Genomic DNA, 26,264 nt, shown 5'->3' on the forward strand with positions numbered 1-26,264 from the left:
GTCTCCCTATGCCCTCTACTCCCGCAGGAGTCTTCGTGCCTTCCGTTCCAATCAACAAATGAGTATTCAAAATCGACATTTCATACAACTATGTAAAAAATAAATTTAAATACGTTTGAATAATAGTATCCCCAAAGTAATAAGCCACTAACGTTCCTATCGCAATAAATGGTCCGAATGGAATCGGCTTGCCTTTTTTGACAAGTTTTAGCGCCATTCCGAGCAGCCCAAAAACTGCCCCAAATAAAGTTGATAAGAAAAATGATAATAATAATGTTTTGACCCCCACAACAAACCCAATCAGTGCGAACAGTTTAATATCTCCGCCACCCATACCGCCTTTGCTAACAATCGCGATGATGAGCAAAAGCCCAAAGCCGATTCCTGCCCCCAACAAGGAATCCCACCATGGAGACAGCGGAATAAACAAACGTTCCAATAAAAAAATCCCTACGAAAACGAGTAATACTTTATCAGGGATAATCATATAAGCTGTGTCGGAAACAAGGATGATAATAAACAGTGAAATCAAGGTTAACGCAATAATTAATTCACTGCTCCAACCAACGACTAGTGGAGCTGTCGCAAACAAAACTCCAGTTAGGAACTCAATGATTGGATAAACAGGAGAAATGCCCGTCTTGCAGACGCGGCATTTCCCCCCTTGCAAAAGATATGACAGAACCGGAATCAGTTCCAAAGCTCTAAGCTGATGCCCGCATGTCGGACATGCTGAGCGGGGTGAAACGATTGATTGACCTTGTGGCACTCGGAGTCCGACTACGTTATAAAAGGAACCTAGTAGGAGTCCATACATAAAAATAATTATTGTCATCTTAACTCAAACTTCCATATAATTAAGAACCTGTGACACGTTCAGCAGTATCAATAGTTTGCATTGTATCATCTTCAAACTTTACTTTTACATCACCTTTTACACCAGTTCCTGAAATAGTAAGATTACCCCCAACCTCTTTCACTGTATAAGCAACACTTCCAGTTCCAGTAAAAGTGGTAACGTCATCGATATATGGCCCTAATTCATCTTCATCTACTGCAGTTGCCCCGATATTATGACCTTCAGCTTCATATAGTTTAGCTGCGTTTAAAATTAATTTTGCATCAGCTTTAATTGCATTTTCCCTAGTATTATCAATAATTGATCCTATCGCTGGAATCGCAATCGCTGCAATAATCCCCAAAATAACGATAACAGCTAGTAATTCGATTAAGGTGAAGCCTTTTTGATTTTTAAGACGTTGTTTTAATTTTTGTAACATAATGTTTCTCTCCCTTTCATTATTATATTGATAGTATTTTTTGTCTTCTATCACCTAGATTATACACAATGATTCGACAAAAATATATTGGCAAGTCAACGTATTTTTTACAACTGATCAACGTGCTGGAACATATCGAACATCGGCGTCATTATCGCTAATACAATGACCCCGACCATCCCCGCTAAAAAGACAATCATCAATGGTTCGATGAGCGCTTTAATTTGATCCGTTGCCGTTTCCACCTCCTGCTCATAAAAATCAGCAACCTTAGATAGCATCGTATCAAGGGATCCTGTCGTTTCCCCAATGGCAATCATTTGTGTTACCAATGGTGGAAAGGCCCAGTGCTTAATCATTGGTGTCGTTAATGAATTCCCTTTGCCCAACTCATCCCTGGATTCGCGAACAACTTTGGAAATGACTTCATTTTCGACTACTTTTTCACAGGCAGCTAGCGCTTGTAGAATCGGAACCCCACTTGAAAATAGAGAGCTAAGTGTCCGACTTAACCTTGCTAGTGCTGCTTTTTGCTGCATTTTGCCAAATATCGGCATTCTTAGTGCAGCATAATCAAGATAGTATCTAGTTTTTGGATTTCCTCTCATGGCAACAAAACCAAAGATGATTCCAATAAATATGAGAAGGACAAGCCACCAAAACTTTTGCATGAATTTACTGGCGTCCAAAACAAACTGTGTAATAACTGGTAAATCAGCGCCCATATCTTCAAACATTGACACAAACGTTGGGACAACCGATGTTAATAGGAAAATCACAACACCAATCGCGATTATCCCAATAACCGTTGGATAAGATAGAGCAGATTTTACTTTTTGACGGGTGTGATGTTGTTTTTCGAAGAATACTGCTAAACGCTCTAAAGTTTCTTCCATATTACCGCCAACTTCACCAGCTTTTACAAGGTTAATAAACATCGAGGAAAATACCTTTTTATGCTTTTCAGCAGAATCAGAAAACGGACGTCCCATCCGTAATTCATTCTCGATATCCAATAGTGCTTTGCGAAGCGCTTTACTTTCGGTTTGTTCAGCAAGGATTGAAGTTGCATCAACAATCGTAACCCCCGCTTTTATTAGTGTGGCAAATTGCCGTAAATATATGACCATATGCTGAAGCTTAACTGGATTACCAAATTGAATATCCTTCGTTAATGCCGTTTCCGGTACTTCCTTCATTTCTAGGACACGGATTCCATCGCCACGAAGCTTTTCAATTGCTTCACGCTTTGATGGAGCATTCAGCGTCCCAGTCCTCTTCCCTTTTCGGTCTCGACCTGAATATTTATATCTCGCCATCTAAATCACCGGATCTTTCATATAAGGCTGAGCTTCTTCCCTTGAAATCGAACCGTTCAAGATGAGCTCCTTAATACTTGCATCAAGCGTCTGCATACCTTGTGCCCGTGATGTTTGCATGACAGATTCAATTTGTGGAATTTTATCATTGCGAATTAAATTGGCAACTGCGGCATTATTTACGAGAATTTCCAGCGCTGCACGTCTTCCATTCCCATCAACCGTTTTAAATAAACGCTGAGAAATAATGGCAACTAATACAGTCGCAAGCTGGGTGCGAATTTGCGGCTGATGTGCAGGCTCAAACACGTCGATAATCCGCTCGATTGACGCCGGTGCACTCGATGTATGTAAGGTTCCAAATACTAAGTGCCCTGTTTCCGCTGCGGTAATTGCGATTTGAATCGTCTCCAAATCCCGCATCTCGCCGACAAGAATCGAATCTGGATCTTGACGAAGCGCAGCTCGCAAAGCATTCGCAAAGTTCTTAGTATCAAAACCAACTTCTCGCTGGTCAATAATTGAAGTTCCATGTTTATGCAAAAACTCAATTGGATCCTCTAGCGTGATAATATGATCACGCTTCGTATGATTCATATGATTAATCATCGCCGCCAAGGTGGTCGATTTTCCACTACCAGTTGGACCTGTCACTAAAATCAGACCTTGCGGCTTTTCCGTTATTTTCGCGCAAATTTCAGGCAAATTCAGTTCTTCGATTGTTGGAATATTTGTTGGAATCGTCCGAATTGCTATCGCAATACAGCCCCGCTGTTTAAACGTATTCACACGATAACGAGAAACATCTGGAATCGCGTAGGAAAAGTCTAATTCTCCTAGTTCCATAAAGCGCTCCCACATACCCTCTGGTACAATTTCTCGCGCTAGTGCCTCTGTGTCCTCTGTACTTAGCACTTCTTTTCCATAACGTTTTAATTCGCCGTGCAACCTGAAAATAGGAGGCACGCCAACCGTTAAATGAATATCAGATGCCTTAAGCTCAAAGGCAGCTCTTAATAAGTGATCTATTCTCTCTTTCACCCCATGCACCTCTATTCAGAAATGGCTACTTTAAGGACTTCCTCGGTCGTGGTTAAACCTTGTTTCACCTTAAGTAAGCCATCATCAATCAAGAAAATGGTTTTATTTTTGATCGCAATTTGTCTTAGCGTCGTTGCTGAATCATCCGTCATAATCGCACGGCGCATTTCCTCATTGATCGTAACAATCTCATGAATCGCAAGGCGCCCTTTATAACCGGTCATATTGCAGGAAGCACAACCATGCCCACGCATTACCTTATCAATTTTTAAACCACGGCTCGCAAAAATTTCCTTTTCGCGCTCAGTCGCATCTTGTGGTTTTCCACAATCACGACACACTTTACGAATTAGCCGCTGTGCGACAATGCCTGCGAGCGAGGTTGCCACAAGAAATGGTTCCATCCCCATATCAATTAAACGGTTAATCGAGCTTAACGCATCATTCGTATGCAAGGTACTTAAGACCAGATGCCCGGTTAAAGAGGCTCGAATTGCCACTTCAACTGTTTCCTTATCACGAATCTCCCCGACCATGATAATATTCGGGTCTTGGCGGAGAATCGAACGTAACCCTGTTGCAAATGTCATCCCGATATTAGAGTTAACTTGAATCTGACTAACACCTTCAAGCTGGAATTCTACCGGGTCCTCAATCGTAATAATGTTAACCTCTTCGCTGTTTAATTTATTTAAAGCAGCATAAAGTGTGGAGGACTTACCTGAACCAGTTGGCCCGGTGATTAAGACAATGCCATTAGGTCGTTCAATCATTTTATTAAAACGATTAAGATTCAGCTTGTTGAAACCAAGTTTGTCTAAATCGATAAGAGCATTCCCTAAATCAAGAATCCGCATAACGATTTTCTCGCCATGAACGGTTGGTAATGTCGATACCCGCAAATCTACCGGATACACATTAAGATTAATCTTAATCCGTCCATCTTGTGGAACCCGGTTTTCAGTAATATCTAAATTAGACATAATTTTTATTCTAGCAGTTAAAAAGCTTTGCATATTCTTCGGCAGAACACGCTCAACCCTTAAAATACCGTCAACACGATAGCGAACTAGCACTTTCGTTTCATGCGGGTCAATGTGAATATCACTAGCCTTTTGCATAACCGCATTGGAAAGAATTTGATTTACGAGTCTAACAATCGGAGAATCCTCGTCTGTTATTGTTTCGTCCTTATTGTCACCGTTTTTATTTCCTTCATTAAATTCATCGAATTCTTCATCGATATCATAGTACTTATTGATAGCGCGAACGATATCATCCTTTGTTGCAAGCACTGCTTCAACTTGGAAGCCCGTTGCTAGACGCAAATCATCAATCGCAAAGAAATCCATAGGATCTGCCATCGCGACAAAGAGCTTGTCCCCATCTTTTTTAATAGGGATTAATAAATTCCGCATCGCTGCTTCTTTAGGCACTAACGAGAACAAATTCGTTTCAAACGGATAGCCATATAAACTGATATGCGGAATGCCTAATTGCACTTCAAGAACTTCAATAAGCTGCTGCTCAGTAATATATCCTCGCTGTAACAATGCGTCGCCAAGCCGTTGTCCTTGAGGTTTTTCCTTCAAGGCCGTTTGCAGTTGCTCTTCTGTAATAAGCCCCGCCTCAACCAATAAATCACCTAGCCGCTTACGCGGTTGCTTCATAGTGGCTCACCCCACTTTGTTTCTTATTTTGTCTGCTCATTTGGTTTGCCAAATAAATCTTCGTCATCTCCGGTTTGCCCCGGAGTAGGTTGTGTAGGTGTCACACCATTATTATTACCATCACCAGAAGGAGTAGTTCCCGGAGTTTGCGTACCCGGAGTAGTTCCCGGAGTTGTCCCAGGATTTGCATTCGGATCCCCGGTACCGTCTGACGCAGGTGGTGGCGGTGCCGTTAATTTATGAACTTCAATTCTATGAATTGGTGGATAAAAATCCTCTGAAATGAAATCATCTCGAAGCCATTGATTACTCTCGCCATATACAGAGCGATATACCTTAATCAATAACCCGTTCTTTCCATTTTGCTTAACCATCATTGAAGTATTCATATTCGGATGAAATTGAATAATCGTCTTCGGCTCAAACTCCTTACGATCAACTAATTTCACCTTATATTGATTAAGGAAAGTGCTACCTGTTAGTTTGGCCATTAAAGTATTGCCGTCTAATTGCAATTCAATTTCATAATTGATCTCGTTCGGATTAGCGAAAATGAAATCAAGATGGTTTTGGTAATCCACTTTAGCTTCAAAACCTAATTCTAAATAATCAGGTAAAACCTGACCTGTATGCTTCTCGATAGTATTAAAATTGCTTGAAAGTATCGCTTGATACATAACCGAAGCAATCATACTAGCAGCTTCAGATGGGAAGGTTGTAAACTGTCTTTGTTCCATTAAGCTTAATAGAGAAACCTGTTTCCCAGCTTCTACTTTTATCGGTGAAAGCTCTTCTACCAACACCCCTAGTTCAATTGGTAAATATTCAGGGGTAATTGAGGCTTCACTAATGATTTCATGATCATTTACAGCCGTACTCAAGTATTTTTCAACCTTTACGACCTGTTCCCCACTTTTGAAATTTGCTCCTATACTAACAAGTTCATTAAGCATCGGATCCGTTTTGACTTTTGAATTATCAAGTTCATTTGAAAGAGACTGTAGGTACTGATACATATCTCCTGACTTGAAGGTAACGGTCACTTCATTTTGCTGACCATCCTGTGCCATTTCGACACTGTTTTCCAAATCAAATAGGAATTGGGCATTATCAACAGGTACAGAGTTTTCCTTATATTGCAAACTAATGTTAGTTTGGGAACGCCAGTTTTGCATTTTTTCAGAAAGTAATGCGATTGCCTCATCCTTTGTTTTTTCCGAAACATCAACAGGTCCAATCATTGTCCCTGCACCAAATTTAGCGCCATCCGTAGTAATTGCTTCATAGGCAGAAGCGCCAAAATGTGAAAAACTAAATATAAATGCCGTACAAATAAATAACACAATAAAGAGCTTAACCTCTTGTTTCTTCCTCACATACCCCACCCTCTTACTTGCAGTTGATATAAGTTAATCCGTAAACGAACTGTTACTATTGCTTAACCATAGTATTATCTTCAACTGCCGGCTTATGTTTCTCTTTTCCTTTTTCTACACTTTCTGTTTCTACTGAATCATTTTTTGCTAAATCCATTTCATCTAGCTCGAATTCGTCATTTAACCATAATGGTGGTGGAGCCTTTTCTAGATCAATACTTGTTTTTGATTCGAACTCTTCGTTTGACTCAAGCATTTCTTCTACGTTTAACATAGGTAGTTGCACGTCATTAATTGAAGCTTCTTGGTTTGGTTCTAGTTCTCCCGTCTCGATATCATGCTCAATTTCACTTATGTATTGAAGAGAATCTTCTTGTTGATTTTGTGCCGTCTCCATTTCTTCAGCAATTTCCTCTGTTTTGTGAATGATTGCTTCAATATCTGGATCAGCCACTTCTTCCTGTCCGTTATGTACAAACGCCTCAATTTCCGAATCCACATTAGCAAAATAATTCGTGTGTTCTGCAACAGGTTCTTCGGACTCTGGTTTATCCAGCTCCACATCCTGTTTAGAATCTTCTGGTTTTTCTTCGTGTGGCACGATATCTAGGACAATCTCCTCTAATTCATGTTCCCCGTGACTCACATCTGCTTTTTCTTGAGTTGATTGATCATTTGACACTAATTTTTCAAGCAATCCCAAATCTTGATTTTGCGCCAAATCTTCAAGCTTACCTTTTGGATTTTTTTCAGAAACAGCAATGTAGGTGTAGCTCGGCTTGATGTCATGCTTCGGAATCTCTTCCGCTTCATCTTCCTCTGCAATTGCAAAAGGGTCGACATCCACCTCTGGCACATACATCCATTCCTGATTTCGTTTACTCATTAAATAGGCTAATGAGCTAACGAACAGCAGCAAGATTAATGCTGTTTGCCACACCGGAAAAATCGCTACCGAAATTAACCCGAATACCCCGATTAACAATGATGCCAAAACAACAAAGACTTTCCCCTTAAAGGTAAAGCCCATTGGTAGAAAATACAGTATCGGAATCAAGATGAGCAATGCTATTCCAGCAAATACGTAACTCTCCATTTTTCCACCCCTATCGAAAAATAGATTTGCCAATCCCATCCTTATTATTCAACGAAATATGACAATATATGACTTTCGTTATAATTGTATAATATTTGATATTTTTTTAAAAGAACTTTTAATAAAATAATTATTTTAATTTACTAATAATGAGAATATTTAGCATTTATACTAAAATAACATTAAATACCAAAAATGTTATTTATATTCTGCTTTGATAATTATTTCATCGCGATTCCAGTTAGCACCTAAAGGCGTGTGGTAATATTCCTCAGCAATGATTCCTGTTGTTCCGTTATTTATTTCCGTTGCACAATCAAGTGGTTTTTTTATTTGTGGAATCGGAGTAGGAGGATTAGGTCCATATACATACAACTTCCCCTTTACACACATAAGCGCGTTCTTCCCATCCTCGTGATGTAATTGAATATCAAACACATGAGCATCTTCGTTGATAGTAATATAAGTACCACTGTTGGTGGTTGTAATAGAGCCAAGCGATACAATCCCCTTTGAAAAACGCAATACATCTTTTTCATTTGTTCCTTTATATGAAAAACCATTGGCAAAATAATATTCCTCAGATTGGATCGTATCAGAATCCTTGTGTGTGTATGCTGGATCCTCATTTACATAAACATATTCATCAGATCTATATTCAGGGAATTCATTAATCACAGCTACCGGAGCCTCAATTGTTCCTTCTATCGAAAATTCTTCATTATTGGTTAATCCAGTTGATTTGAAGGCAATAGTCACTCTTTCAATTTTCCCAATGTCATTTAACGGTGTAGTGGTTACGATCAAATCACTAACTTTATAGCCAACTCCCTCACTTATCTCATATACTTGATTGTTGATACCTAAAAACTTAATTTCCAAAAGGGTTTTAACATTGGATGGCGTAATTACCGTATTATTTTCAACTAAAGTTTGATAAACCATTTCTTTTAAGTGGAGTACTCCCATTTCTGCCAAATTCGTCGCTTGCAAGTTCTCACCAGTTTTCGAAAGTTGCAGTGTCGTCGTTCCATTTAATGCCATCAGACTTAAACCGATAATCGAAAAACTAGCAATGATCAATAACACAAGTACTAAACTTGCTCCATGTTCATTACGCATGATTTTCTACACTCCTCTTGATAAGGTCGTCCTAAGCGTGTAGCTATCATTTCCATTTATTATCGTTAGCTTTATCATTACCGAAGCCATGCTGTTCACGATAACTTCCTGATTCGTTTCGTATATACCATCCTTAAACTGAATTTCCGCACTATAATCATATTTATCTGAGACCGTTACTCCGTTTAAAACAATTCTGTCTGCGTATACGGTTAAATTGTATGTAGTCGTTTCATTGTATTCATTTTTACTCAAATACTCTTTTCTTAGCAGCGTAGCAATATAATTAGCTTCCTGTTGGAGGCTAACATCCCTCTTTGTATCCTCGCCTTGTTTAAACCCAGTCATATAAATCGACGTCGCAATCGTAACAAATAAAGTCGTTAACAATAGACCTGCCAATAATTCAATGAGGGTAAATCCATTCCGTTTCAATTGAGTTCACCCACTTCTTTGTAACCGTATGTTCGATATACTTCATCGAGTTCTCCTTCTTTTTCTTCTTCAACGATTACCGTAATAAGCCTAAGCTTATCTAAAGCATAGGGTGTACCTGTTTCAGTTTGTTGCTTTACTTCATTATTCGCTTGACTGATAAGTACTTTTGGGAAGTAGCGGTGATTGTTTACAACGATTCCTTGTGTAGAATCAAATCCAATGAGGCCTTCTAATTGGGCTGAGGTTAGCGTCGTGTCAAAATCAGACTCTCGCACTTTTATGAGGATTTCTTGGCTTAATTGACTTGCTGTGCCAATGCCTTTATTAATTTCAACATGGGTTCTATTTTGGAGAAAGTAACCTAAAAATACCGAAAATACAATTGATAAAATCGTAATTGATAGAAGGATTTCAAGCAGCAAATATCCGTTTTCATTTTTTAATGGACACATGACTACTTCCTCCTATTTATTTTCCTAAAAATATATTTACCACTTTTATAATAGCAAATCCCGATAAAAAATAATCTACTTTAAACAATTTCTCTGACATAATATTTACTTAATTTCCATAACTATACGAAAAACTACCTCAACCTCTTACCTTACTATTAAAATAGTTAATCAAGTAGGACGTATGATATACTAACAAAAGGAAAGTAAGATTAATTTTGGTATTTTAATATACATATTTTCAGCAACTTTAATATGATGAAATTCGTCAATGCAATTTGTTTCGCCTTTGAAAGGAATGATTTTATGATAATAATCCGTTCACAAAAAGGTGTTACCCTTATTGAAGTGATCGCATCCATTACAATCTTATCGATTGTGTTCATTAGCATTATTAACTTTTTTCCACAAATGGGCCTCATGAACACCCAAAATGAAGAAAAGATAGAAGGAGTTAATTATACGAAGCAATTATTGGTTAAATGGAAAAACTCCGAGGAAGTACGCGAGCTTGTTCCTGATAAGTTAGAAAATCTTGCAAAAACGAAGGAAAACTCTTCTGACTATATTTATTATGATGATGTTCTTAAAAATGAAGATTATATTACCTTTAAGACGACAAGGAATAATTTGAACATAGAAATACACATTTATACAACTGATGAACTGAATACCTCATCTGGAGCCTATCAAATTCATGTTCTAGCCAAAGATAAAAGAGGAAATCTCATGAGTGAATCATTTGGATATGTCATGTCAAAAATTAGGTGATTATTAATTATGAGAAATGAACGGGGTATCACACTAGTTGAAAGTCTTGCTGCACTTACAATTCTCTCGATTATCGGGGTTATTATTTGGAATGTATTTTTCCAAGGCTATAATTTTTCCAAAAATGCAGCTTCAAAAAACATGATGCAGCAAGAGGCAAATATTATTATTGCCCATTTAAACCGAATCCATCAAACTGCTGTATCTTATAAAATTTCTATTCCTGAAAATGGCACTATAGAGATTACTGTAAATGAACGGAATCACTCCACAAGGAAGGTTTTATTTAAAAACTCACAGCTCCTTTTTCAAATAAATAAGATTGGAAAAATAGATCCAAAAAACGATGATATTGATTTAATTATTACTATAAAAGATAAAAACAATCCTGATAATTTCGTAGAAGTTGAGACTTTATTGTATCGACTCAAAGGGGGCGGAAGCTAGTGAAGGAATCAAGTAACGAAAATGGCTACTCACTAATAACCATCCTACTATTCATAACGATATTCACAATTATTTTCCTATCCTTCATTGGATATTCTTTTAATACTGTTAAACACAACAAAGTAGTGGAAACGCAAACTAAAACAGTTACATTAGCAGAAATGGGAGTCTCGTTTATTCAAACAGCCATTACTGACATATATCACGCCAGGCAAACTGAAGTAGACAACTATATATTAGCGGAAATCCAAAAGGATAACCCGGTAAAAACAAATGATGAATATACGAATTTAGCTATCAATAAAACCGCTACCTACCTCCAAGAAGATATAAAAAATTATTTGGGATATGATCCTAACGTAAATCCAGTTTTACAAAAAGATATTAATTCAGATTCAGCTTACTTCATTAATAACTTCACGATTAATAGCGACACCGATAAAAATGAAATAAGAATTAGTTTTGATAGCACAGGAACTGATGGAGAAAAAAAATCTCCTATTAATTCTGAAATGATTATTCAGTTATCACCTAAAATGGATAATGATAGTGGTATCCACCTTGGGATCAAAATCCCAAATTTTAATCAGATTCTAAAACCCGATGGATGTAATTCTGATGTTTGTGGCGACTTAATTGAACTTGTCGATGGAGTATTGGATTGGATTGTTAATAATTTAAACAATGTAACCAATAAAACGATTTACTCGACTCATGGAATTGATTTAGATAAAAACGATAATATCAACAGTTCTGAGAATTTAAAAATGCATGCTGTTGGCACTATAAATATTGCTGGCAATATGAATAACGCTTTAAATTTACTGCTAGAGACCCAGTCTGATGCCATATTTGGAAGTCAGTTACGTACAGAAGGAAATTCTAAGCTTTTCATTAAAAATAATATGATAACACAAGGGAATACAGATATTGATCATAACAGCTTAGTTTATGTGGGAAATGATTTAACAAACAATAAGCACTTAAATCTTAAGGGGGATTCATCAACTTATGTTGAGGAGACCGCAAAGGTAAATGATATGCTTAATATAAGTTCAAATGCAAAAATGTGCGTGAAAAACAATGTTGAATTAACAAATTTAAGCAATATCAATATTGATAGCAGTATAGGTTTAATTGTGAATGGAAAGATTTTATTAAACGGGTATGAGTACAAGGATTCTATTCGTGGGGTCAAGGTTGGACCAGAAATATACAATCAATTATGTGAGCCCACTCTTCCGTATGAGTGGGCTAAAGAAATAGAGAATAATGTGAACTATTCCTATTAGTTGAGGTTATGGACAAGAGTTATCCATAACCTCTTGTTTTTACATATTTTATTAATATGTTGGTACAGGTACCACAATTGCTTTTAGATATATTACTTTTATTATTAATAGCTATAATCAAACTTCGGAGAAATTTCCAATGAACCCCAACTGATAATCTCTGTCATTGTTGGTGGAGGTGCGTTGTTACGTTTACATGCATTTTCAAAATCAGTTGGATTGGTATTAACTGTTGATGCGCTTTTGGTGTATGTCGATGATTTAGCATATATTTTACTTGAAGTATCTTTATTGATGTTAACATTGTGTTTTGGATCAAACTTACCATCTACACATAAAACCGCATTATTGTTTAAATTTATTGCATCATCAACGTCCGTATAACCCTTAATATGGAGAGTTGAATTATTTAATGTAAAACCCTTTTTCAAATATGTGTCATCTTCAATATAAAGCTTCGAGTTATTACTAAGGTTTAACGTCTCATGGAAATTCACCTTCACGGTATTGCTCGGATCTCCTTTAATATATAGGAATGAATTATTAAGAGAAGTATTTTTCTTAAAGTCAGCATTTCCTACATATATCTTGGAATTCCCCTTAATATCCACAACCTTATTGAAATCGGCAAAACCTGTAATATAGAGGTTTGAATAGTTTTCAATCGTCAACCCGTCAGAATTTGAAAACTTAATATCGCCGCCAACAAATAGATTACTTTTTGTAATTTTTACTGATTTTTTAAAATCCACATCGTTTTCCACATAAACAGTCGACTCCGAGATTGGATTATTCATATTTCCATTAACGTCTAACGATTTAACTTTGACTGTCGATTTATTAAACTTCAAATCGTTGAAATTGTTTGGAGTTACAATATCACGTAAATCAAGGCAGGATTTACCGCTATAATCAAAGTTGTTCGAAAACGTACAGCCAATCGTAATCGTATCTGGAAAAGTAATTTTTAATGAAGGAGGAAGTTGAACGATATTTTCAGGTTGCCCAGTACCTTGTTCAACACTTTGCACCATTGTAACAAAATTGGAGAAGTTAATTGTTACACTGGCAGTTATTTCTGAAGGTTTGCCATTGTTGTCACCAATGCTCTTAGCACTGACAACTAGCTCCTGGCCTGATACGTTTTTTGTAAAAGTGATTGATTCAAGTTTAAATGAGGCATTTTCGTTATTTTTTATAGGAACAGTCAGTGGCTTAATTTCATCATCCAATTTATCTATTAATATATCAATTGCGCGTTCTGTATAATGTCCTTCTGGGTTTTCGATATTGCCGTTGGTTGCATGCTCTGCTTCTACTATTGTAGTTACTTGATTTATAAGGTTATTCGAGGCATTTTTTACAGCATGCTCAAAATACCTCGCTCCCATCTCAGCCAACTCAACTGATTGAGATTTGCTTTCTACAACAACGTTTTGCTTAGCACCTGTGAACGCGTTTGACACTAACGCTAAAGAAAGTACGCCAAAAACAATGATTGTCAATAAAACAGTTATCAGCGCATAACCTTGATTATTTTTTAAAATATCTTTCATTCTTTAATCACCACTCTTTAATCTAGATAGGACTGTCTCTATGGTTACTTTATTTTGTTCATCATTTTTATCTGCGGCAATTAAGGTAAAATTTAGATTTTCAATATCTGGATTGACGTTTTTATTACCGCTAAAGTTGGATTTTAAACAAATTTGCGGATTCTTTAAGACAAGTGTATCAGAACTATTCGCTAGCTTAATTTCGCAGTTCGATACAGTAATTTGATATGAATTTGCTGAACCTCTATGGAAATTCATCATCGAAGTTATCGCAACATTGGCTTCCTGCTGGATCTGACTTTTTTTAATAGTTTTGCTCGAAAATTGATAGCCTTGAAAGAAAACATTCCATATCCCCATACCAATAATTGAAAGGATAGTGACAGTAGCTAATACCTCGAGAAGAGTAATTCCTTTTTCATTGTGATACATATCTTATTCCCCCAAGACCAGATAACCAAAGCTTTCGCCAACCAAGACATTTTTATTATTTTTTAACTGCACATGGATTTGATGTACCTTTGTTGGACCTGATTTTGCAATGCTAGCATCGAGGTCTGAATCCTTAGCAATTTTTACAACGACTTTTTCGTCATCGCGTGTTGCTTCTGATATATAGTATGTATCCTTTTCCTCCAAATACGCTGGCTTCGAATACATTATTGGATTGCTGAGATAGTTGATTACTTCGGTGTCCTCTTGCCATTCAACAAGTATCTGCTTCGCTGTATTGATTCCCTGTAATTTGGTTTCATTTTGTTGATTTAAAAAACCCATTTGCGGGAAAATATTCATTATTGAGATAAGAATGAGGATTAATATTGAAATGGAAATAAGGACTTCAAGGAGTGAAATTCCGTCTTGATTCAATACCCCTATCAATTTTTTCATCAGCATCACCTCACTATCTTTATTATTATTTCTTTTTAATTATTTTTTTAATATAACACTAATATATCGCTTTTTTAAGCACAATCCTGTGTAATTTCCCACATATTCAAGTCAAACGCTTAAAAATGAATTTAAATAAAAATCATACTTTGGGACTTTTTCACTAGTTTTAGAATTAATCATACAATCTCTCATCATTTCATGTCTACCAAAAAGGCTTTATTTTTATCAGAAAAATTTGAAAATTCGTATATGGTATTTAGGTGGAAATCAAATGATGAGAAAAATCCGGTTATCGGTTATTTATAATAGTGTGTTGTGGGGTCGCTTTTCGTGGGGATTGGGATTTGGAATCAGCGTGGGGGGGTTGAGTCTTTTGCAGTAGGGTCTATTTGGCTTTAAGTGCCCTCTTTTGGAGGATTCTCTATAAATAGGGCACTTAACTAGGCTATTAGTGTCCTCTTTTGACGTGAGTTCTGAAAATGAGGGCACTTATCGATATTATTAGTGCCCTCTTTTGACGTGAGCTCTGAAAATGAGGGCACTTATCGATATTATTAGTGTCCTCTTTTGACGTGAGTTCTGAAAATGAGGGCACTTATCGATATTATTAGTGTCCTCTTTTGACGAGATCTCTGAAAAGAGGATACTTATCAATTTTTCCACATTTAAAGGGTTTATCTGTATCGCACAAACAAATGGCACAGATAAACCCTTTATAGATTGTCTGGTCATCAGTATTTATTTTAGCAGCTGTAACAAGACTGGCTTAACCTCTGATAAGAAGTAAAGTGACCCGGTAATGACGAGGATGCTGTCTGGGTTTTCGCTTTGTTCATTAAGGAGGCGTTCGAGACCTGCGCGCCAATCAGGTTCTGTATGCTTGTTTGCCGATGTGCTGAGGGCTGCGAGGTCCTCCGCTTTCGACGCTCTTGGATAGTCGAATTGAGTAAATGTAATGCTGTCCGCAACTTCATCTAGCTTGGCAATCATGTTGTCGAGCTTTTTGTCGGCGAGAGCAGTGAAAAGAATGTTTATTTTTTTGGCATGATATCGTTTGGTTAATTCACTCGCCAATGCGTCGATGCCTTCTTGATTGTGAGCACCGTCAATGATGATGGTCGGCTCGTCGGAGATTAACTCAAATCGACCTGGCCAGTAGGCACGCTCGAGACCAGCGCCGATTTGATTTTCGTCGATTAAGAACGCATAAAGCTGGGACAGGATTTGCGATGCCATGACTGCGAGAGCCGCATTGTCGAGCTGGTGCTGACCAAGCATCGAGATTTTGAAATTATTTAAGTCCCTATACAACGCGGAGCTAAAGTTGAATTGTGCTCCATTTGGTAAAGTTTCAGGCTGAGATATGTTGAACTCTTTGCCAAGCTGGTAAAGCGGTGCTTTCGCAGCTTTGGCTTTCGTTTCGATGACGCGAATGGCCTCCGGTTGTTTTACGGCCGTTACGATTGAAGTGCCGTTTTTGATGATACCCGCTTTTTCTGTGGCAATTTGCTCGTATGTATCACCGAGAATATTAGTATGATCGAGCCCGATGCTAGTGATAATCGAGAGCAACGGATGGATGACGTTCGTGGAATCGAATCGACCTCCAAGACCAACTTCAAATAACGCAACATCAACCGGGTTGACTTTTGAAAAATAATAAAGGGCCATCGCTGTAATTACTTCAAATTCAGTCGGACCACCGAGATCAGTGCTTTCAAGCTCTTCGGCAAGTGGTTTGATTGCATTAGCAAGTTGGAGCATCTCTTCGTCGGAAATCGGTTTGCCGTTGACGCTGATGCGCTCATTGAATTGTTCAAAATAAGGCGAGGTAAACGAACCGACATAATAGCCTGCTTCTTCGAGGATGCAGCGCAAGAATGTTAATGTCGAGCCTTTTCCGTTCGTTCCACCGATATGAATCGCCTTGATGTTCCGCTCAGGATGGTCAAGGCGCTCCATCATCCACTCCATTCTCTTCAAGCCTGGTTTAATGCCGAGCCGGAGACGAGCATGTATCCAGGTTAGTGCTTCATCATAAGTTTGAAACATAGTGTTTGTTCACCTCCATTGTCTTTTTGCTTGTGGTCTATTAGCCGATTTTGCTGGTCTATTAGCTGATTTCGGCTTTCTATTAGCCGATTTGTGCATCCTATTAGCCGAATTTGGTGTTCTATTAGCCAAATTCAACACTCTATTAGCGCTTGCCACAAGTTTGCTACAATTAACATTAAAAACCGCACCCCATTTAACGCTTTAAAGCAGTGGGGGACAGGCCCCCACTGCACTAGTGCGTTAAAGTGTTTTGAGTTCTTGTAGTCGCACTTCTACTGCTGCGCGTTTTTCGATGTAGTCTGCTTCTTTGGCACGTTCTTCTTCGATTACTTTTGCTGGAGCTTTGGCAACAAAGCCTTCGTTGCTTAGCTTCTTCTGAACACGCTCAACTTCTTTGTTAAGCTTATCTAGCTCTTTACCTAAGCGAGCAATTTCTTCATCAAGATTGATTAAGCCTGCTAATGGTAAGAAGATTTCAGCACCTGTTACAACTGCTGTCATTGCTTTTTCCGGAGTTTCGATATCTACTCCAATTACAAGTTCTTCAGGGTTACAGAAACGCTCGATGTAGCCGCGGTTACTTTCTAGAACTGCTGCCACACCAGCATCTTTCGCCTTTAACACCATTTTGATTTTTTTGCTAAGTGGTGTGTTTACTTCCGCACGGCTGTTACGAACAGAACGGATAATTTCTACCAATAGCTTCATTTCGTTAGCAGCTTGATCATCAACTAATGCCGGGTCAACTACTGGCCAGCTAGCTGTAGTGATGGACTCACCAGCGTGAGGTAAGTTCTGCCAGATTTCTTCGGTAATGAATGGCATGAATGGATGCAATAAACGCATAGTTTGATCCAATACATACGCTAAAATCGAGCGAGTTGTTTTCTTCGCTGCTTCATCTTCACCGTATAATGGCAACTTCGCCATTTCGATGTACCAGTCACAGAAATCATCCCAAATGAAGTTATACAAGTAACGACCAACTTCACCGAATTCGTAACGGTCAGATAGACGTGTTACATTTTCGATTGTTTCGTTTAAGCGAGTTAAAATCCACTTGTCAGCAACTGATTTTTCACCGCTAAGGTCGATTTCCTCAAAAGTCATTCCGTTCATATTCATTAAGGCGAAGCGAGATGCGTTCCAAATTTTATTAGCAAAGTTCCAAGTTGCTTCAACTTTTTCTGTGCTATAACGTAAGTCTTGACCTGGTGAGCTTCCTGTTGATAGGAAATAGCGCAAGGAGTCAGCACCGTAATTGTCGATAACTTCCATTGGGTCTACACCGTTACCAAGCGATTTGCTCATCTTGCGGCCTTGTGCGTCACGAACCAAGCCGTGGATTAGAACATCCTCAAACGGACGTCCACCAGTGAACTCAATTCCTTGGAAAATCATTCGAGATACCCAGAAGAAAATGATGTCATAACCTGTTACAAGTGCTGCAGTTGGGTAATAACGTTTGAAATCAGCAGCTTCCTCATTTGGCCAACCTAATGTTGAAAATGGCCATAGCGCTGATGAGAACCAAGTATCTAATACATCATTATCTTGAACCCAGTTTTCAATGTCCGCAGGTGGCTCGTTCTCTACGTAAATTTCTCCGGTTTCCTTATGGTACCAAGCCGGAATGCGGTGACCCCACCAAAGCTGACGAGAAATACACCAGTCGCGAATGTTTTCCATCCAACGTAGGTACGTTTTCTCAAAGCGTTCTGGTACGAAATTTACCTTTTCTTCTTTTTCCTGTAAGGCGATAGCAGCGTCCGCTAATGGCTGCATTTTTACAAACCATTGCGTTGAAAGGTAAGGCTCAACAACTGCGCCACTGCGCTCAGAGTGTCCTACTGAGTGTAAGTGCTCTTCAATTTTGAACAGTACGCCTTGTTCTTGCAGATCCTTCACGATTTGCTTGCGGCATTCGAAGCGGTCCATACCTTGATATTTGCCGGCGCGAGCATTCATTGTTCCGTCTTCGTTCATCACTAATACGCGCTCAAGATTGTGACGGTTTCCTACCTCAAAATCGTTCGGGTCGTGAGCTGGGGTAATTTTAACTGCCCCTGAACCGAATTCCATATCAACATAATCGTCACCAACAATTGGAATTTCGCGGCCAACGATTGGTAGAATTACGGTCTTGCCAATCATGTCCTTATAGCGTGGGTCCTCTGGATGAACCGCTACCGCTGTATCGCCAAGCATTGTTTCCGGTCGAGTTGTGGCGATCTCAATATGCCCAGAACCGTCAGCAAATGGATATTTCATATGATAAAACGCACCTTGTACGTCTTTGTAAATTACTTCGATATCTGATAATGCTGTTTTCGTGGATGGATCCCAGTTAATAATGTACTCGCCACGATAGATTAAGCCTTTTTTGTAAAGCGATACGAATACCTCTTTAACAGCATCAGATAGACCTTCATCAAGCGTGAAGCGTTCGCGCGAATAATCCAAGCCAAGTCCTAGCTTCGACCATTGCTCACGAATGTGACCAGCGTACTCTTCTTTCCATCTCCATGTTTCCTCAACGAATTTTTCGCGACCTAGATCATAACGGCTTTTGCCTTCACCGCGAAGCTTTTCTTCAACCTTTGCTTGCGTTGCAATTCCGGCATGGTCCATCCCTGGTAACCATAATACATCATAGCCCTGCATCCGTTTCATTCTTGTTAAGATGTCTTGAAGCGTTGTATCCCAAGCGTGGCCTAGGTGTAGCTTCCCAGTTACGTTTGGCGGTGGAATTACGATTGTGTATGGCTGTTTGTCAGCCTCACCCTTTGCTTCGAAAAATTTACCTTGTAACCACCAATCATAGCGACCTTGTTCAATCGACTGCGGATCATATTTAGTCGGCATTGAAAGTTCTTTCGTCTCCATTTTGTTACCTCCATTTTTTAAAAATAAATACTTACATCCATACTCATTAGTTGTTTCGTGAAAAATAAAGTCTATTTTCGCAAAGAATATTGCTTTTTCGCTAACAGGGGATGCCCCTTCGGACAGGTTGGTTAAATTAAGGATTGGATATCCGCTAATGATTGTCTGGTGATACGAGCGGACACAGCGTACCTTATTTGCCCCCAAAAACTATCATTTCAAGGTTTTACGGACATCAGATCCCTTATTTGGCCCAAATCTTGTGGCTCTGATATAAATTTGGGGAAATAGCGGCTTCTGTGTCCGCTTCCACCTCGAAAGCCCTGTATTTGTCACAAATAAAGGCCTGGATGTCCGCTAAAAATTGTTTCCAACCTTCTTCAAAACAAAAAACCCCATTCGTCAAAAAAAGGACGAATGGAGTTAGCTTCGCGGTACCACCTTTATTCCAGCTAGCACGGCAATTGCACTAGTTGGCACTTAAACCTTTAACGGATGTCCCGTCTCCAACTACTTGTATATCGTTCACTGGAGATGCTCAAGGGCGACCTTCCAATGGTCTGTTTAGGATGCTTTCAGCAATTGCCTCCCTCTCTAGAAAACAGATGAACATTGTACTCTTCCCTATCAACGCAATTATGTAAAATTGTATATTCCGCCTTATGCGGATTCAAATTTGTCCATAGATTATACTACCTAAAAATATGGACAATCGTCAATCATCTTTACCGATTTTTTTCTAGTATATACATTTTCGGAGAATTGTTTCGATTGCAAATAGCACTTTTTTAAAAATTTGGGCATAAGATATTAGAAAAGCGGAAGCGCCTTGCTCAGGGGCGACAGGTACAAGACGATCCCTGCAGGAAATCCTGATTTCCGGAAGGGATTGGCTTGTGACCCCGAGCCACTAGGCGCTGGAGCTCGCCACTGCTCTTGTTAAAATTTAATTTATACACTCATTGTACAGAAATTGAAGGGGGAAGAAAGTTGAAGCGCAGATATAGTCCTTATACCCTTCCGCCATGGCTTCGTACGATTCGTAATGTATGTGGGCAATTTATCATTCCATTTTGTGTATTTCAGGGAATCCGGACAATTTTCCTACCAACAACCTTTGACGTCCTGTTCCTCACCGTACTCATCCTACTCGCAATGGCATTCCAATTCGAATTACTATAACGCATTAACGCAGTGGGGGACAGTCCCCCACTGCGTTAATGCGAAAAAGGAGCCCAGGTTGACGGTTGTCAATTCTGGGCTCCTCCTTGTTGGGCTTGGGCCTGCGCTTGGGCGGCCTGTTCCTTTTGCTGTCGGTCGATTTCAACAAGCGTTCTTACCACATATTCGATGTTTCGCAGCTGCCAATAGTTGCGTTGCAGCTGTAGCGTATATTTTCGCTCCTTTTTGCGCGTCTGTTGCTTGTGATATTTTTGCACCACGCGAAGTAACGCAGTCGGATGGGTAAAATAGCTCATCATCAATTGCTTTTCCTCATCCTTCAACGGAAAGTACTGATAATAGGTTTGGATCCATTTTATGCAATCATCCCTGTTTTTCGGGAACCCTTTTAGCGTTCGGAATAAATAGGGCAATATGTCCTGGTAAGGCGAGCCGATCTTGGCATTCTCAAAATTCATAAAATAGCCATAGCCTTTATCGTCATACAAGAAATGATCTGTTGATAATTTCCCGTGAATCACAACAGTTCGAATTTTCTCCTCATCCTTCGTTTTTTCATACCAACCCTCCAGCTGCTGCTTTGAAAATCGCAATGTCTGGTGAATATCATTGTAATAGGTGCAAAATTGCAGTTCAAACGGTGACATGTAGATTTTTTTTTCGCAGCGCTCAAGGAAACCGACTAAAAACTCCTCATCTTTTTCAATCGCTAACAACGTATTTTCATAGTGCTCCTTACGGTCTTCCTTTCGAATCGGCATTTCCCGAGCGGACAAGGTATGAAGGCGCGCCAATTCACGAAATAATTTATTATTTCTATCATCATGCTCTTCTTTTGTTTCATTCGGCAGCCATGGCATCAAGTAGTACAACTCATTTTGATGGAGCACCGCATAGCGTCCATCAAGGGTCGGATATACGGGTACAACACGATTGTAGCCCTTTTGATAAAGGAACTGAATGTGTCGTAGAAAATCAGTGCCAAGCGCCGGTGGTACTGTTTTTAAGGCAAACACTCCTTTGTCCGAAGTAATCCGCTTAATTTTACCCAAATCCTCTACAAAATAAGGCTTAACCCCATAGCTTGCTAGAATTGCAGTAGCTTCATCAAGACTCATGTTTGAACTCATCTGTTTCACTCACTTTCAATCATAAAGCGCTGTGCCCTGGTCGCGTTTATTTAGAAAAAAACAGGAGAGCAGGTCGGTCAATTCCTACCTGCTCAAAACTGAGGTTCTATTTACTCGTTGCTGTTTCTGGGATATAGAGTACCTGCCCTTCATAAACACCCTGGTTTGCTTCTAAATGGTTGACCCGCATGATTTGTTGCACGGAGATGTCATAGCGGTCGGATAAGCTATCAAGAGTATCGCCTTGCTGGACGATGCACACCTTAAGCTTTGCCTGCAATTCATTCTCCGTTTTTCGAGCTAGGAACTCAGCAATTGACATGCTTTTCTTTTTGGTTAATTTTTGCATAATGCTTTGTTTCTCTGGTGATGAAGAGGATGAAGATTCGTGCTCTGGGCTTTCAACCACAGCAAATTGAGGCGATTCCACCATCGCTCCTCCTGGACTTTCGAAATTCTGCTCATCCTGTGGAGGTTGCTCAGACCGTTTTGCAGAAAATGAATATTCCGGAAACTTCGGCAATTCTGGCGGGGGCGGTGCTGATGGTTGAGACGAAGCAGAAGGCTTCACCCAAGCAAATGGATTATCCTCATGCTCTTCTTCTTCGGCTGCTTCAGGCTGTAGTTTAGCTTCCGCCGTAAACGGTCGTGAATAATCATATTGACTTCGCTCTTCTTCCTCGTCTTCAAGATCAAAATCATCCTCATCAACATCACTAGGATAGGAGAGTACAAAATTCGGTGAGTATGACTGATTTTCAGTCTCAGAAGTTAACTCCTCCTGTTGAGACCGATACAGCGGCTCAAGTTCTTCCTCTTCTTCAGTAACTTGATCTGATTCCAGCCGCTGATATTGTGGAATTTCAACTTCTTCCTCAATCTTGCTTTCCTCTTGCTGCTCTTCAACCTCGATGCCACTACGAACAACTTCGTAATCCTGCACTTGTTCGTCCTCTTCAATTGGGACATTTTGCTGTTCGCCATACAATCCGGAGATCGTTAGCTCCGCAACAAGCCGCAGGCAGCTTCGTTCAGGCACAGCATAGTCAAACGAATCAATGGACACGTCAATGTCGTAGACACTTTGAATGCGATTATTCGGGATGGTGATATCGACCGGGAATCTGTGCAGGAACTCACAGAAACCTTCTTCTCTTTCCTCTACGGACTGAACGAACTTTGGTGTGGATATCAACTCATCCTGTTCAACGCTCTCTTCATCTACTCTCTTATATTCGCCGGTTAGTTCCAGCGAGCCGCGAATGGCAACATATTGATCGTTTTCAATGATGGTTATGTTTGGATCCAAGGAGATCGATAATAATTCTGCGACTTCCTGTCCTTTTTGAAACCACACAGATTCTTCTAAGGAAAATCGTAAAAACGATTGATTTTCTTGAGACAAAGCGACTCCTCCCTTCATATCCCTCTACATTAATCACCATGTCATTATCACTGTATGAATCGGTGGTTTTTTTTATGATAAAAACAAAGCATAGGGAGAGGTGGAAAGTTGGTTTCGGGGATTGAATTTTGTTTTTTGGCGATTAACATTTGTTTTCGGCGATGAAATCTTAATTTTGACGATGAAATCACGATTTTGGCGATTATTTCTTAATTCCGGCGATTAAATCACGATTTTGGCGATTATTTATTAATTTCGGCGATTAAATCTCGATTTTGGCGATTATTTCTTAATTCCGGCGATGAAATCTCGATTTTGGCGATTATTTCTTAATTCCGGCGATTAAATCTCGATTTTGACGATTATTTCTTAATTTTGGCGATGAAATCTCGATTTTGGCGATTATTTTTCAATTCCGGCGATGAAACCTTAATTTCGGCGATGAAAACAAAAAACAGCCCGCAATACCGATCATTACACGACCGGTGTGCGGGCTGTTTATCCATCATTATTTTAACCGCGTAGCTTTGAGAATGCGACCTCAGCTGCTGCGATTGTTTTTTGAATGTCTTCATCAGTATGCGCAGTCGATAGGAAAATACCTTCGAATTGTGAAGGTGGTAGGAATACTCCTTCATTTGCCATTTCGCGGAAATAGTTCGCGAAAAATTCCAAATCAGACGTTTTGGCTGTTTCGTAGTTAATTACATTTTCATTTGTAAAGAAGAAGCCGATCATTGAGCCAGCACGGTTGCAAGTAAGCGGAACATCATACTTAGCTGCAGCTGCTTTAAAGCCTGCTTCAAGCATATCTGCCTTACGAATGAACTCTTCATAATTAGCTGGAGTCAGCTGGCTTAATGTTTCAAGTCCTGCTGTCATCGCAAGTGGGTTACCTGACAATGTACCAGCTTGATAAATCGGACCTGCAGGAGCGATTTGCTCCATGATTTCCGCTTTACCGCCGTATGCACCAACTGGAAGTCCGCCACCGATTACTTTTCCTAAGCAAGTAAGGTCAGGCGTGATACCGAAATAGCCTTGTGCACAGTTATATCCAACACGGAAGCCTGTCATCACTTCATCAAAAATTAATAAAGCGCCGTATTGTGTTGTGATTTCACGCAAGCCTTCTAAGAAGCCAGGTTGCGGAGGTACAACACCCATGTTTCCAGCTACAGGTTCAACGATGATACAAGCAATATCCTCGCCGAATTGTTCGAACGCGTAACGGACGCTCTCTAAATCGTTGTAAGCTACCGTAATTGTGTTTTTCGCCACGCCCTCAGGAACACCTGGGCTGTCTGGCAAACCTAGCGTAGCGACGCCTGAGCCTGCTTTAATCAATAAGGAATCTCCATGACCATGGTAGCAGCCTTCAAATTTTAAGATTTTATTACGGCCAGTGTAACCGCGTGCTAAACGCAAGGCACTCATTGTTGCTTCTGTACCTGATGAAACCATACGAATTACTTCGATGGATGGAACGCGATCACGAACAAGCTTGGCCACTTCATTTTCAATTAACGAAGGAGCACCGAAGCTTGTTCCAAGCTCAGCCACTTTTTTAATTGCTTCAACTACACGATCATTTGTGTGACCTAAGATTAGTGGTCCCCATGAAAGGACATAGTCAATATATTCATTGCCATCAATATCATAAATTTTTGAGCCTTTGCCGCTTGCCATGAAAATCGGGTCCATGTTTACCGATTTAAAGGCACGTACTGGTGAGTTAACACCGCCAGGCATTAATGTTTTAGCTTCTTGAAATGCTGCGATAGATTTTTCGTAAGAGCGCATGATAATCTCCTTATGTCTTTATCGTAGAAATTCTATTTTTATTTTTCTCTTAAAAATAAATATTATGATTGTTCCTTCAACCACTTAGCTGCATCTTTAGCAAAATAAGTAATGATAAGGTCGCCACCAGCACGTTTCATGCCAGTTAACATTTCCAACACGGTATTCTTTTCGTCAACCCAGCCGTTTTGCGCAGCAGCTTTGACCATGGAATATTCTCCGCTGACATTATAAATGACAACTGGAAGATTAAAGTTGTTTTTCACATCACGTACGATATCTAAATATGGTAGACCTGGCTTGACGATTAAGAAGTCAGCACCCTCTAACACATCTGACTCAGCTTCACGAAGCGCTTCGATGCGATTGGCTGGGTCCATTTGATATGCCTTACGGTCTCCAAACTGCGGTGTGCTCTCAGCAGCTTCACGGAAAGGTCCGTAAAATGCAGAAGCGTATTTTACCGCATAGGACATGATTGGAATATTTTCAAAGCCTGCTTCATCAAGACCAGCACGAATAGCTGCCACAAATCCATCCATCATGTTAGAAGGAGCGATAATATCGGCACCAGCCTTAGCTTGACTTACAGCTGTTTGAACAAGTAATTCTAATGATGGGTCATTTAATACCACACCATTTTCAATTAAGCCACAGTGACCATGGCTTGTGTACTCACAAAGACAAGTGTCAGCAACAACCAACACATCTGGATAATTTTCCTTAATAAAACGAGTACCTTCTTGAACAATCCCGTGGTCATGGAATGCACCTGTACCACATTCATCTTTTTCTGTAGGAATCCCAAATAGTAGAACCGCTTTAATACCGAGCGCTACGACTTCATCCATTTCAGCACGAAGATTATCGAGTGAAAGCTGATAAATTCCAGGCATAGACGAAATTTCATTGCGAATATTGCTTCCTTCAATCACGAAAATGGGGTAAATAAAATCATCTACACTTAAATGATTTTCGCGAACAAGCGCCCGCATATTTGCACTTGTACGTAAACGGCGATGGCGTGTAAATTGTAATTCTGTCATCTT

23 protein-coding genes and 1 other annotated feature are annotated in these 26,264 nt (G+C 39.5%); of the genes, 4 read left to right on the forward strand and 19 right to left on the reverse strand.

Going from position 1 to position 26,264, the window contains the following annotated elements:
* Positions 1–88 precede the first annotated feature (88 nt).
* The 10 genes from FXW34_RS03075 to FXW34_RS03120 form a co-directional block, all read right to left on the reverse strand.
* On the reverse strand, positions 89–835 hold the full coding sequence (locus FXW34_RS03075) for a prepilin peptidase (protein WP_147532508.1): 747 nt from the start codon (positions 833–835) through the stop codon (positions 89–91).
* Positions 836–857: 22 nt separating this feature from the next.
* The gene (locus tag FXW34_RS23545) at positions 858–1,280 is read right to left on the reverse strand and encodes a prepilin-type N-terminal cleavage/methylation domain-containing protein (protein WP_147532509.1); all 423 of its coding nucleotides are present in this window, start codon (positions 1,278–1,280) and stop codon (positions 858–860) included.
* Between the two features lie 107 nt (positions 1,281–1,387).
* On the reverse strand, positions 1,388–2,599 hold the full coding sequence (locus FXW34_RS03085; protein ID WP_147532510.1) for a type II secretion system F family protein: 1,212 nt from the start codon (positions 2,597–2,599) through the stop codon (positions 1,388–1,390).
* Positions 2,600–3,640: a type IV pilus twitching motility protein PilT gene (locus FXW34_RS03090; RefSeq protein ID WP_147532511.1), complete on the reverse strand. Its 1,041-nt coding sequence runs from the start codon at positions 3,638–3,640 to the stop codon at positions 2,600–2,602.
* Positions 3,641–3,651: 11 nt separating this feature from the next.
* Positions 3,652–5,310, reverse strand: a complete 1,659-nt coding sequence (locus FXW34_RS03095; RefSeq protein WP_147532512.1) for a GspE/PulE family protein — start codon at positions 5,308–5,310, stop codon at positions 3,652–3,654.
* A gap of 23 nt (positions 5,311–5,333) precedes the next feature.
* Complete coding sequence (locus FXW34_RS03100) at positions 5,334–6,686, reverse strand: VanW family protein (protein WP_147532513.1); 1,353 nt, start codon at positions 6,684–6,686, stop codon at positions 5,334–5,336.
* A 55-nt stretch (positions 6,687–6,741) separates the two neighbouring features.
* Complete coding sequence (locus FXW34_RS03105) at positions 6,742–7,782, reverse strand: hypothetical protein (RefSeq protein WP_147532514.1); 1,041 nt, start codon at positions 7,780–7,782, stop codon at positions 6,742–6,744.
* Between the two features lie 198 nt (positions 7,783–7,980).
* Complete coding sequence (locus tag FXW34_RS03110) at positions 7,981–8,904, reverse strand: hypothetical protein (RefSeq protein WP_147532515.1); 924 nt, start codon at positions 8,902–8,904, stop codon at positions 7,981–7,983.
* Between the two features lie 6 nt (positions 8,905–8,910).
* A complete protein-coding gene (locus FXW34_RS03115) occupies positions 8,911–9,339 on the reverse strand; it encodes a prepilin-type N-terminal cleavage/methylation domain-containing protein (protein WP_147532516.1) in 429 nt (142 codons plus the stop codon).
* Complete coding sequence (locus FXW34_RS03120) at positions 9,336–9,794, reverse strand: type IV pilus modification PilV family protein (RefSeq protein WP_147532517.1); 459 nt, start codon at positions 9,792–9,794, stop codon at positions 9,336–9,338. Before FXW34_RS03120 ends, FXW34_RS03115 begins: the two co-directional genes overlap by 4 nt.
* 306 nt (positions 9,795–10,100) lie before the next feature.
* Here FXW34_RS03120 and FXW34_RS03125 point away from each other — a divergent pair, with 306 nt between their 5' ends.
* The 3 genes from FXW34_RS03125 to FXW34_RS03135 are packed head-to-tail and all read left to right on the forward strand — an operon-like array spanning position 10,101 to position 12,304.
* Positions 10,101–10,565 (forward strand): type IV pilus modification PilV family protein, encoded by a 465-nt coding sequence (locus tag FXW34_RS03125; RefSeq protein ID WP_187118816.1) that lies wholly within the window; start codon positions 10,101–10,103, stop codon positions 10,563–10,565.
* Between the two features lie 9 nt (positions 10,566–10,574).
* Positions 10,575–11,012, forward strand: a complete 438-nt coding sequence (locus FXW34_RS03130; protein ID WP_147532519.1) for a PilW family protein — start codon at positions 10,575–10,577, stop codon at positions 11,010–11,012.
* A complete protein-coding gene (locus FXW34_RS03135) occupies positions 11,012–12,304 on the forward strand; it encodes a hypothetical protein (RefSeq protein ID WP_147532520.1) in 1,293 nt (430 codons plus the stop codon). Before FXW34_RS03130 ends, FXW34_RS03135 begins: the two co-directional genes overlap by 1 nt.
* Before the next feature lie 104 nt (positions 12,305–12,408).
* On the opposite strand, the gene FXW34_RS03140 is transcribed toward FXW34_RS03135, so the two are convergent.
* The 5 genes from FXW34_RS03140 to FXW34_RS03160 form a co-directional block, all read right to left on the reverse strand.
* The gene (locus tag FXW34_RS03140) at positions 12,409–13,860 is read right to left on the reverse strand and encodes a hypothetical protein (protein WP_147532521.1); all 1,452 of its coding nucleotides are present in this window, start codon (positions 13,858–13,860) and stop codon (positions 12,409–12,411) included.
* 3 nt (positions 13,861–13,863) lie between these two features.
* Positions 13,864–14,292: a PulJ/GspJ family protein gene (locus FXW34_RS03145; protein WP_147532522.1), complete on the reverse strand. Its 429-nt coding sequence runs from the start codon at positions 14,290–14,292 to the stop codon at positions 13,864–13,866.
* 3 nt (positions 14,293–14,295) lie between these two features.
* The gene (locus FXW34_RS03150; protein ID WP_147532523.1) at positions 14,296–14,751 is read right to left on the reverse strand and encodes a hypothetical protein; all 456 of its coding nucleotides are present in this window, start codon (positions 14,749–14,751) and stop codon (positions 14,296–14,298) included.
* A 741-nt stretch (positions 14,752–15,492) separates the two neighbouring features.
* Complete coding sequence (locus tag FXW34_RS03155) at positions 15,493–16,806, reverse strand: bifunctional folylpolyglutamate synthase/dihydrofolate synthase (protein WP_147532524.1); 1,314 nt, start codon at positions 16,804–16,806, stop codon at positions 15,493–15,495.
* A gap of 243 nt (positions 16,807–17,049) precedes the next feature.
* On the reverse strand, positions 17,050–19,695 hold the full coding sequence (locus FXW34_RS03160) for a valine--tRNA ligase (RefSeq protein WP_147532525.1): 2,646 nt from the start codon (positions 19,693–19,695) through the stop codon (positions 17,050–17,052).
* A gap of 406 nt (positions 19,696–20,101) precedes the next feature.
* Positions 20,102–20,335: a binding site (T-box leader), on the reverse strand.
* A gap of 350 nt (positions 20,336–20,685) precedes the next feature.
* Here FXW34_RS03160 and FXW34_RS03165 point away from each other — a divergent pair.
* The gene (locus tag FXW34_RS03165; RefSeq protein ID WP_147532526.1) at positions 20,686–20,877 is read left to right on the forward strand and encodes a hypothetical protein; all 192 of its coding nucleotides are present in this window, start codon (positions 20,686–20,688) and stop codon (positions 20,875–20,877) included.
* Positions 20,878–20,945: 68 nt separating this feature from the next.
* Here the strand turns inward: FXW34_RS03165 and ysxE are convergent, their stop codons facing one another.
* From ysxE to hemB, 4 genes are all read right to left on the reverse strand, one after another.
* Positions 20,946–22,007 carry a spore coat protein YsxE gene (gene ysxE, locus FXW34_RS03170; RefSeq protein WP_147532527.1) on the reverse strand — a complete coding sequence of 354 codons (1,062 nt, stop codon included), beginning with the start codon at positions 22,005–22,007 and terminating at the stop codon, positions 20,946–20,948.
* A 106-nt stretch (positions 22,008–22,113) separates the two neighbouring features.
* Complete coding sequence (spoVID, locus tag FXW34_RS03175) at positions 22,114–23,412, reverse strand: stage VI sporulation protein D (protein ID WP_147532528.1); 1,299 nt, start codon at positions 23,410–23,412, stop codon at positions 22,114–22,116.
* 513 nt (positions 23,413–23,925) lie between these two features.
* The gene (gene hemL / locus FXW34_RS03180) at positions 23,926–25,215 is read right to left on the reverse strand and encodes a glutamate-1-semialdehyde 2,1-aminomutase (protein WP_147532529.1); all 1,290 of its coding nucleotides are present in this window, start codon (positions 25,213–25,215) and stop codon (positions 23,926–23,928) included.
* 62 nt (positions 25,216–25,277) lie between these two features.
* Positions 25,278–26,261, reverse strand: coding sequence for a porphobilinogen synthase (hemB, locus tag FXW34_RS03185; RefSeq protein WP_147532530.1), 984 nt, complete (start codon positions 26,259–26,261; stop codon positions 25,278–25,280).
* Positions 26,262–26,264 lie beyond the last annotated feature (3 nt).

The organism is Bacillus marasmi (genome assembly GCF_902168435.1).
Classification (GTDB): domain Bacteria; phylum Bacillota; class Bacilli; order Bacillales; family Cytobacillaceae; genus Bacillus_BU; species Bacillus_BU marasmi.

Bases quoted from the DNA above. Each gene is read 5' to 3' on its own strand.
- FXW34_RS03125 (WP_187118816.1), top strand. From the start codon at position 10,101: ATGATAATAATCCGTTCACAAAAAGGTGTTACCCTTATTGAAGTGATC.
- FXW34_RS03105 (WP_147532514.1), bottom strand. From the start codon at position 7,782: ATGGAGAGTTACGTATTTGCTGGAATAGCATTGCTCATCTTGATTCCG.
- hemL (WP_147532529.1), bottom strand. From the start codon at position 25,215: ATGCGCTCTTACGAAAAATCTATCGCAGCATTTCAAGAAGCTAAAACA.
- FXW34_RS03155 (WP_147532524.1), bottom strand. From the start codon at position 16,806: ATGTTTCAAACTTATGATGAAGCACTAACCTGGATACATGCTCGTCTC.
- FXW34_RS23545 (WP_147532509.1), bottom strand. From the start codon at position 1,280: ATGTTACAAAAATTAAAACAACGTCTTAAAAATCAAAAAGGCTTCACC.
- FXW34_RS03120 (WP_147532517.1), bottom strand. From the start codon at position 9,794: ATGTGTCCATTAAAAAATGAAAACGGATATTTGCTGCTTGAAATCCTT.
- FXW34_RS03110 (WP_147532515.1), bottom strand. From the start codon at position 8,904: ATGCGTAATGAACATGGAGCAAGTTTAGTACTTGTGTTATTGATCATT.
- FXW34_RS03140 (WP_147532521.1), bottom strand. From the start codon at position 13,860: ATGAAAGATATTTTAAAAAATAATCAAGGTTATGCGCTGATAACTGTT.
- FXW34_RS03160 (WP_147532525.1), bottom strand. From the start codon at position 19,695: ATGGAGACGAAAGAACTTTCAATGCCGACTAAATATGATCCGCAGTCG.
- FXW34_RS03145 (WP_147532522.1), bottom strand. From the start codon at position 14,292: ATGTATCACAATGAAAAAGGAATTACTCTTCTCGAGGTATTAGCTACT.
- FXW34_RS03085 (WP_147532510.1), bottom strand. From the start codon at position 2,599: ATGGCGAGATATAAATATTCAGGTCGAGACCGAAAAGGGAAGAGGACT.
- hemB (WP_147532530.1), bottom strand. From the start codon at position 26,261: ATGACAGAATTACAATTTACACGCCATCGCCGTTTACGTACAAGTGCA.
- FXW34_RS03150 (WP_147532523.1), bottom strand. From the start codon at position 14,751: ATGAAAAAATTGATAGGGGTATTGAATCAAGACGGAATTTCACTCCTT.
- FXW34_RS03130 (WP_147532519.1), top strand. From the start codon at position 10,575: ATGAGAAATGAACGGGGTATCACACTAGTTGAAAGTCTTGCTGCACTT.
- ysxE (WP_147532527.1), bottom strand. From the start codon at position 22,007: ATGAGTTCAAACATGAGTCTTGATGAAGCTACTGCAATTCTAGCAAGC.
- FXW34_RS03075 (WP_147532508.1), bottom strand. From the start codon at position 835: ATGACAATAATTATTTTTATGTATGGACTCCTACTAGGTTCCTTTTAT.
- FXW34_RS03095 (WP_147532512.1), bottom strand. From the start codon at position 5,310: ATGAAGCAACCGCGTAAGCGGCTAGGTGATTTATTGGTTGAGGCGGGG.